This is a genomic window from Mesorhizobium sp. M7A.F.Ca.CA.002.09.1.1, from assembly GCF_003998555.1.
Lineage (GTDB): Bacteria > Pseudomonadota > Alphaproteobacteria > Rhizobiales > Rhizobiaceae > Mesorhizobium > Mesorhizobium ciceri.
Window position 1 is genome coordinate 1 of sequence record NZ_RZRR01000152.1, and the last position, 8,211, is coordinate 8,211.

Sequence of the window (8,211 nt, forward strand, 5' to 3'; positions counted from 1 at the left end):
ACCGTGACCAAGGATGGCCCCGACTGGCAGCATTTGAAGCCGGCGATCCTCGGCGCCATCATGGAGCATTTCATGTCCGGCGCGCCCGTCATGGCCAAGGCCGGCCCGGCCGCCGAGACCAGCCAGACCGGTGAGTTCTACGACAAGGCCGACGAGGAGCTGGTCATCACCATCAAGGAGCTGCTCGACACGCGGGTGCGCCCGGCGGTCGCCCAGGATGGCGGCGACATCACCTTCCGCGGCTTCGAGAATGGCACGGTGTTCCTGCACATGAAGGGTGCCTGCGCCGGCTGCCCGTCATCGACGGCGACGCTGAAGCACGGCATCCAGAACCTTCTGCGCCATTTCGTGCCGGAAGTGCAGCAGGTCGAGCAGGTCTCCTGACGCCCGTTTTGACAATTCTACCCTGCTGACCGTCTGGTCCGATTTCTTCGCTTCCGGCGCATCGGTCAGAAGGAACTCCAAAATGATCTACGAACTTCGGGTTTACCGGGCTCTGCCGGGACGCTTGCCGGCGCTTCTTGATCGCTTCGACAAGATCACGCTCAAATTATGGGAAAAGCACGGTATCCGCCAAGCGGGTTTCTTTACCACGCTGATCGGAGCTTCGAACAACGAACTGACCTACATGCTGGCATGGGAATCGCTGGCCGAACGCGAAGAGCGCTGGACGGCGTTCGTGAAGGACCCTGCCTGGACGCAGGCGCGGGAAGACTCCGAGCGTGATGGCCAGATCACCGAGACAATCATCAACCAAATTTTGGTACCCACCGCGTTCTCGGCGGTGTCCTGACCGCCGAGCAGGCGTCGCATCGCGCAAACAACAAAAAACCGGGCCGAATTGCCCGGTTTTCTGCTTGGGACGTCCGTTGTTGCCTAGACGGTCCGCGTACGAAAACTGCCTCTAGAGAACGATGACCTTGGCGCCGACCGAGGCGCGGTCATAGAGGTCGATAATGTCCTGATTCATCAGCCGGATGCAGCCAGACGACATCGCCTTGCCGATCGAATTCCATTCGGGGCTGCCATGCAGGCGATAGCCTGAATCACCGCCCTTGTTGAACAGGTACATGGCGCGCGCGCCGAGCGGGTTCTTCAGGCCCGGCTCCATGCCGCCGGCAAACTTTTCCAATTCCGGCTGGCGCTGGATCATCTGCCTCGGCGGCGTCCAGGTCGGCCATTCGCGCTTGAGCGCAATGTGGGCGGTGCCATGCCACTCGAAGCCCTCGCGGCCGACGCCGATGCCGTAGCGAATGGCCCTTCCGTCGCCCTCGATGAAATAAAGGAACTTGTTCTGCGTATCGACGATGATCGTGCCCGGCTTTTCCGGGCTATCGTAGTTCACTTCCTGCCGATGGTACTTCATCGGCACTTTCTCGATCGGGATGCGCGGCAGCTGATAACCGGCGTCGGTGACCGCGCCGTAGTCGTTGGAGAAGATCTGCGAGCCGATGGTGCTGCAACCGGCGATAGCAGTGGAGAGCGCCAGTGCGGCGATGATTGCAAACGACTTCATGCGCATCAGGTGATCCGGTGCCCCGCCCAAACTCGGCGGCACGAGTCGGCCGCTCTCTCATCATCATTCATGCTGGCATTTGCTTTGCTTGCCAAGCGCGCGATGCCTATATGCCTGCCTTGACGTACCGGTAAGCGTATCACTATGGCATTTTGGCAACAGGACTCACAGGATTGTGAAGCAAATTCAAGGGGCCTGCTCCATGGGTTCCTGGAAATCGAGGAGAACCGTCATGAATGTCGGTGACGCCGCCCACCGCTCCGGCCTGCCGGCCAAGACCATCCGTTACTATGAAGAGATCGGCCTGATCGCCCCGGCACGCGCCGCCAACGGCTACCGCGATTATTCCGGAGACGACATCCATCGGCTGGCCTTCCTGCGCCGCGCGCGCAATCTCGGCTTTTCCATCGACGATTGCCGCCAGCTGATGGCGCTTTACCAGGATCGCAGCCGCGCCAGCCAAAACGTGCGCGAAATCGCCGCCGCCCATGTCACGGCGATCGAGGAGAAAGTGCGCGAGTTGCAGTCGATGCGCTCGACGCTGCAGAAACTGATTCATGCCTGTCACGGCGACGAAAGGCCGGATTGTCCGATCCTTGATGACATGGCGGGCGCGGCATTGCCTAGCGACAAGGGCGCCTCTGCGCCTGCATAATGACCGTATGTCGACGACGCCCGAAGCCTGGTCGACTCCTGCCGGGAGGACATCCGCAATGGTCTCGATGACCGTCGAACTGCGCAATGTGGAGGACACGCGAGCCGCCATGGGCTGGGCCGGCGGCCACACGATCATCGTCGACCGGCCCGAAGGCAAGGCCGGCGGCATGGGCCTGGGCTTCAATGGCGGCCAGTTGCTTGCCCTGGCGATCGGCGGCTGCTTCTGCAACGATCTTCGCTACGTCGCCGAGGAAATGGGCGTAACGCTCGACAAGATCGCCGTGACCGTGACGCTGAACCTCGAAGGCAAGCCTTTGCTCGCGACCTCGTCAACCATGGCGGTTTCATGCACGACGCTGGACGGCTCCGACCCGGCCGAGATCATTACAAGGGCCGCGGCGATTTCCACGGTCAGCAACTCCCTGCGCCAGGGCGTGTCGGTGAGCATTGAAACGGCCGCAACGACGGCCGGCTTGTCGGAGGAATGATCCCCGGGAACAGGCGCATTGGCCGCGTGGATTGTCAGAGATCGCCAAAAAAGGCCCGCCGCCGGCACGGCAGAGCGATTGACCCAATTTTCTTCGGCATCTGGGCGCGTCAATCAGCCGCTCTATGTCTTCCCTTGTCGCAATGATCAACGATGGAGGTTGGCATGGATCGGCGATTGTTTCTGACTGGAATGCTTGGGCTGGCAGGGGCTGCGACCGTCGTCGCAATCGCGCGTCCTGCCACCGCCTTGGCCGGCATCCCGAATACGGGGCCCGGCATTCTCGACGAGCTCGACAAACCGTCCGACGATATTCTCGACCCGGATGGTCCCGGTGTCCAGGATGGCGTCGAGTTGGTGCGGCACCGCAGATGGCACCGCCGCCGTCGCCGACGCGGGTGGAGGCGGGTCTGCCGTCGCTATTGGCGCAATGGCTATTGGCGCCGCAGATGTTTCCGCAGATCCTTCTGGATCCACTTCTGACGAGACCAGCAACGCGAAGGTCCCGGCGCCCGCCGGGGCCTTCGCTATCGCTGCGGGCTTCAATCAATCGGCAAAAAAAGGCCCGCCGCCCCTCGGCAGCGGGCAGGTCCTGGAGTGCCGGGGGATCAACCCGGCATGGGATCAACGAGCGGATCACCGGTTGGTTGCAGGGATCGGCCCGGTAGCCTTCCTTTGGGTGGACCGCCACCGGGCCTGACCGGAGCGGGGTGTATTGGGGGAGCCCCGGCTGCTTCCAAAATATCACTTTTCTCTTATATTCGCTTTAGCTAATTTACATAAAGCCATGCATCACCCGCAGATGGGGTGCGCACTTCACGAAAGTGTCGAAGTGACGTCTCCCTGCTTATGCCATTCGGAATTCGCGGAACCAAAGCGGTTGCATCTGACTTTGGTTGGTGACGCGCAAAGACTTTTTCGCTGCTATCTTAAAGTTACCAAATGGAAATTGACCGGCGCAGCATATCAAGTCGATTTGCGCTGACGATCTCTCTGTTTTTCCAGGAACTGCTTGGCGTGCTCCGCCCAATCAGCCGTGGTGACTTTATGCTCCTGAACGGACTTTCTGAAAGCCTTGCGCAGAGCATCAAGGTCAAAGGCCCACAGTTGTTCACCATCAGTGCTGTTCAATTTTGTGCCGCCCGTCCCCATGAGAACGATGGTGTGCACCACAAGCTCAATCTTTCAAGGATCAATGCCTGACTTCTTTTGGGTATATCCGGGTATATCGAATATACAATCGCCTGCATAAAACAGGTTCAAACCGTGAACAGAATCTGGCATGGTGCCTGGCATGCCGATCATCTCGCCCATCCCAATCAACCCTCTCATCGACGGTCGCCAGTCCGAACGCGCCATGCTGGTGCGGCGCGGTGTGCAGCGGCTGCTCATGGATATGGGCGCGCATGTCTTGCCCGAACTGTCGCTGGCCACCGGCCGCCGTGCCGACCTCGTCGCTTTGACCCGGCAGGGCGATATCTGGATCATCGAGATCAAATCCTCGATCGAGGATTTCAGGGTCGACCGCAAATGGCCCGACTACCGGCTGCATTCCGACCGCTTCTTCTTCGCCACCCATCCCGGCGTACCCTCGGAGATCTTCCCGCACGAATGCGGCTTCATCCTTTCCGACGGCTATGGCGCCGAGATCCTGCGCGATGCGCCCGAGCACCGCATGGCAGCGGCAACGCGCAAGGCGCTGATGCTGCGGATCGCGCGGGCCGGCGCTTCGCGGCTGCTGGCGGCGGAGCTTGCCGGCGTGTCGGTGCCGGCGCTGGAGGGTGAGAGCGAGTAGCGGCGTCCTTCAGTCTATGGCCGGCTCTCCTCTTCGCCGTCCTCCACGCCACCCCTAGCGGACGCCATGAGCAGCACGGCAGCGCCCAGGATGGCGGCGATGAAGGAGCCGGCGAGGATGCCGACCTTGACCGCGTCCTGCAGCGCCACGTCGCCGGCGAAGGCGAGCAGGCCGATGAACAGGCTCATGGTGAAGCCGATGCCGCACAGCAGCGATATGCCGATCATGTGCGTCCAGCCGGCATTGGCGGGTAGGTCGGCAAGACCGAGCCTGATGGCAAGTGCCGAGGAGCCGAACACGCCGACCAGCTTGCCGACCACCAGGCCGGCGGCGACACCCAGCGTCAACGGCTCGATCAGCGCGCCAAAGCTCAGGCCGGCGAGCGAAACGCCGGCATTGGCAAAGCCGAAGATCGGGATGACGACGAAAGCCACAATCTTGTGCAGGCCGTGCTCGAGCCGGTGCAGCGGCGAACGGTCCAGATCGTGACCGATCCCGGCGGAGCGCTCAAGCGGGATGGTCAGCGCCAGCGCCACGCCGGCAAGCGTTGCATGGACGCCAGATTTCAGCACCAGAACCCACAGGACGACGCCCAGAACGAGATAGGGCACAAGCGTCATCACCCGCATGCGGTTGAGCACGACAAGCGCGGCAATGATTGCGAAGGCGGCACCCAGATAAGCCAGCGACAAGCCGCTGGTGTAGAAGATGGCGATGATGATGACGGCACCGAGGTCGTCGATGATGGCCAATGCTGTGAGGAACACCTTCAGCGAAGCCGGCACGCGGCTGCCGAGCAGCGACAGCACGCCGAGCGCAAAAGCTATGTCGGTGGCGGTCGGGATCGCCCAGCCGGACAGGGCGGCCGCATTGTTGCGGTTGACGGCGACATAGACGAGTGCCGGAACCAGCATGCCGCCGGCGGCGGCGATGCCGGGCAGCACGCGCCGAGGCCAGGTGGAGAGCTGGCCGTCCAGCATCTCGCGCTTGATCTCCAGCCCGACGAGCAGGAAGAACACCGCCATCAGCCCGTCATTGACCCAGTGCGAGACGCTGAGCGGGCCGAGATAGGCGTGGAGCACGGAGAAATAGGTTTCGGCGAGCGGCGAGTTGGCGACGATCAACGCAAGTGCCGCCGCCGCCATCAGGATGATGCCGCCGGCCGCTTCGCTATCGAGAAATTCGCGGAAGACGGAAATCGGCCGCTGCTTCAGATCCTGCATGTCGCCTCCGTCATGCCGCCTGTTTCGGCGGGTTTCAATCGGCAAGATGGCAAACGGTGGCCTTAACGCGGCGCGCGCTTTGCCAGTATGCGCTGCAAGGTGCGACGGTGCATGTTGAGCCGGCGCGCTGTCTCGGAGACGTTGCGCTCGCACATCTCATAGACGCGCTGGATATGCTCCCATCGGACGCGGTCGGCCGACATCGGGTTTTCCGGCGGCGCCGCGCGCTCGCCGGCGGTGCGGGTGAGTGCGGCGAAGATATCATCGGCGTCGGCGGGCTTGGAGAGATAATCGACCGCACCGAGCTTCACCGCGGTCACCGCGGTGGCGATGTTGCCATAGCCGGTCAGGATGATGGTGCGGGAATCCTCGCGCTTTTCGCGGATGGCCGCGACCACGTCGAGGCCGTTGCCGTCGCCGAGCCGCATGTCGACCACGGCGTAGGCGGGCGGATTGGCGCGCGCCTTGGCAACCGCCTCCTCGACGCTCTCGGCCGTCTCGACCACGAAGCCCCTGGCTTCCATGGCGCGGGCCAGACGCGTGAGGAACGGCTTGTCGTCATCGACGACAAGCAGCGAGGTGTCCTCGCCTTCAACCATTGCGCCAATATTCTCGTCGCCTGTCATAGTCTCAAAATTCCTGCTGCCTTAATTTTACGCAAATATAGTTCCTGAGCCTCCTTGTCCAATTTTTAGAGGTCCTTCAAGGCTCTCAGGCAGTGTCGAACATGCTGGCCGAAGTGATTTCCGGATTGAGGAACACACCACGCGGCCACGATATCTGGACCATGGCGCCCTCGCCCAGGCCACCCGAATTGCGGAAATCGAGCACGGCACCAGAGCGTTCGAGCAGGGTCTTGGCGATGAACAGGCCGAGGCCCAGACCACCGCCGGTTTCATTGCCCTGGCGCGTCGACATATAGGGCTCGCCGATGCGGTCGATGATCTCGGCCGGAAAACCGGGGCCGTCATCGACGATCGAGAAGGTGACGGTGGCCTCGTCCCAGCTCCAGCGCACGGTGACGCTTTTGCGGGCGAAATCGACCGCGTTCTCGACCAGGTTGCCGAGGCCGTAGATGACGCCCGGATTGCGCTGCCCGACCGGCTCGGGGCCGATGCGTTCGCCGGGCCGAAGCTTGATCGAGATGCCGAAGTCCCGGTGCGGCGCGGTGACCTCCTCGACCAGCGATGTCAATGGCAGCCGCGAAAGATGCGCCTCACCCTCCGAGGACAGGCTGGTCAGCCGCTTGAGAATCTCGCGGCAACGCTCGCTCTGCGAACGCAACAGCGTCACGTCTTCCCCATATTTCGGATCCTTGCCGAGCGCCTTTTCCATCTCCTTGGCGACAAGCGCGATGGTGGCGAGCGGCGTGCCGAGCTCGTGCGCGGCCGCGGCGGCCAGCCCGTCGAGCGCCGAAAGGTGTTGCTCGCGCTGCAGCACCAGCTCTGTTGCGGCGAGCGCATTGGCCAGAAGCCGGGCTTCGGCTGCCACCCGAAAAGCATATATGGCGGTGAAGGCGATCGAGGACAGCACCGCCATCCACATGCCGGCGACATAGAGAAAAGGCATGGCCAGCGGCGCATCCTCATGCCAGGGCAGCGGCAGATGGACAAAGACCAGAAAGGTCGCCGCCGACATGACCAGCCCGCCGAGGATGGCAGTCAGGCGCAGGGGCAGCGATGTCGCCGAAATGACGACAGGCACGGTCATCAGCAGCGAGAACGGATTGGTGAGGCCGCCGGTCATGTAGAGCAGGCCGGCAAGCTGCAGGCTGTCGAAGATGAGGATGCCGAAGGCCGCAAGCGGCGTGAGCCGGTGTGCCGCCGGAAAGCGAAAGGCGAGAAACAGGTTCATCCAGGCCGAACAGGCGATCAGGGCAAAGCAGAGGCTGACCGGCAGCGGAAACTTCAGCCCATAGGCGACGACGAGCACCGCCAGGCTCTGACCGACAATGGCAAGCCATCGCAACCGGATTAGCGTGTTGAGGCGCAGTCTCTGGCTCTGCTGGAAATCGGGCGAACGCAAAACGTTGATCATGGCCATGAATTACAGCCGCGAAGCTCCAAAGGCTAGGTCCCGCGCGGCTTGGCCCGGGCGGTGGCGGCGGCGAGCAGCGGGTTTTCCGGCCAGACATGCTTGGGATAGCGGCCGCGCATGTCGGCGCGCACGTCGGTCCAGGAGCCGCGCCAGAAGCCGGGCAGGTCGCGCGTCGTCTGGATCGGCCGGTGCGCCGGCGACAGGAGTTCGAGCGTCAGCGGCACAGTGCCATTGGCGATCGAAGGATGGCGGTCGAGGCCGAACAGCTCCTGTACGCGAATCGCCAGCACCGGCCATTCGCCGTCATAGCGGATAGGCACATGGCTGCCGGACGGAGCGTCGAAATGGGTCGGCGCCAGCGTATCGATCCTGCGCTGCAGATCATGCGGCACGAGGCTGGCCAGCCCGGCCGAGACAACGCCTGCATCGATGGCGGCAAACGATGCCGCGCCGGCGAGGTAAGGCAGCAGCCAGTCGTCGAGGCGCTCGACGAGGG

Annotated in this window: 11 protein-coding genes; 6 read left to right on the forward strand and 5 right to left on the reverse strand. The window is 62.8% G+C overall.

What is annotated here, in order from left to right:
- A partial coding sequence (locus tag EN994_RS09460) for a NifU family protein (RefSeq protein WP_127307496.1) occupies positions 1-384 on the forward strand: 384 nt, incomplete at its 5' end.
- 82 nt (positions 385-466) lie between these two features.
- Positions 467-793, forward strand: coding sequence for an NIPSNAP family protein (locus EN994_RS09465; protein WP_013528065.1), 327 nt, complete (start codon positions 467-469; stop codon positions 791-793).
- Positions 794-904: 111 nt separating this feature from the next.
- On the opposite strand, the gene EN994_RS09470 is transcribed toward EN994_RS09465, so the two are convergent.
- Positions 905-1,522 carry a L,D-transpeptidase gene (locus EN994_RS09470; RefSeq protein WP_013528066.1) on the reverse strand — a complete coding sequence of 206 codons (618 nt, stop codon included), beginning with the start codon at positions 1,520-1,522 and terminating at the stop codon, positions 905-907.
- A gap of 226 nt (positions 1,523-1,748) precedes the next feature.
- Here EN994_RS09470 and cueR point away from each other — a divergent pair, with 226 nt between their 5' ends.
- The 4 genes from cueR (at position 1,749) to EN994_RS09495 (ending at position 4,455) form a co-directional block, all read left to right on the forward strand.
- Positions 1,749-2,171 carry a Cu(I)-responsive transcriptional regulator gene (cueR, locus tag EN994_RS09475; RefSeq protein ID WP_024501803.1) on the forward strand — a complete coding sequence of 141 codons (423 nt, stop codon included), beginning with the start codon at positions 1,749-1,751 and terminating at the stop codon, positions 2,169-2,171.
- Positions 2,172-2,229: 58 nt separating this feature from the next.
- Positions 2,230-2,661 (forward strand): OsmC family protein, encoded by a 432-nt coding sequence (locus tag EN994_RS09480; RefSeq protein ID WP_013528068.1) that lies wholly within the window; start codon positions 2,230-2,232, stop codon positions 2,659-2,661.
- A 941-nt stretch (positions 2,662-3,602) separates the two neighbouring features.
- Entirely contained in the window at positions 3,603-3,863 is a 261-nt protein-coding gene (locus EN994_RS09490; RefSeq protein WP_127219059.1) for a hypothetical protein, read from the forward strand.
- Between the two features lie 91 nt (positions 3,864-3,954).
- Positions 3,955-4,455: an MmcB family DNA repair protein gene (locus tag EN994_RS09495; RefSeq protein ID WP_050596417.1), complete on the forward strand. Its 501-nt coding sequence runs from the start codon at positions 3,955-3,957 to the stop codon at positions 4,453-4,455.
- A gap of 14 nt (positions 4,456-4,469) precedes the next feature.
- On the opposite strand, the gene nhaA is transcribed toward EN994_RS09495, so the two are convergent.
- From nhaA to EN994_RS09515, 4 genes are all read right to left on the reverse strand, one after another.
- Positions 4,470-5,678, reverse strand: coding sequence for a Na+/H+ antiporter NhaA (nhaA, locus tag EN994_RS09500; protein ID WP_063169902.1), 1,209 nt, complete (start codon positions 5,676-5,678; stop codon positions 4,470-4,472).
- A 62-nt stretch (positions 5,679-5,740) separates the two neighbouring features.
- Entirely contained in the window at positions 5,741-6,304 is a 564-nt protein-coding gene (locus tag EN994_RS09505; protein WP_013528072.1) for an ActR/PrrA/RegA family redox response regulator transcription factor, read from the reverse strand.
- A gap of 85 nt (positions 6,305-6,389) precedes the next feature.
- The gene (locus EN994_RS09510) at positions 6,390-7,721 is read right to left on the reverse strand and encodes an ActS/PrrB/RegB family redox-sensitive histidine kinase (RefSeq protein WP_063169901.1); all 1,332 of its coding nucleotides are present in this window, start codon (positions 7,719-7,721) and stop codon (positions 6,390-6,392) included.
- A gap of 26 nt (positions 7,722-7,747) precedes the next feature.
- A partial coding sequence (locus EN994_RS09515; RefSeq protein WP_281060136.1) for an ATP-dependent helicase C-terminal domain-containing protein occupies positions 7,748-8,211 on the reverse strand: 464 nt, incomplete at its 5' end.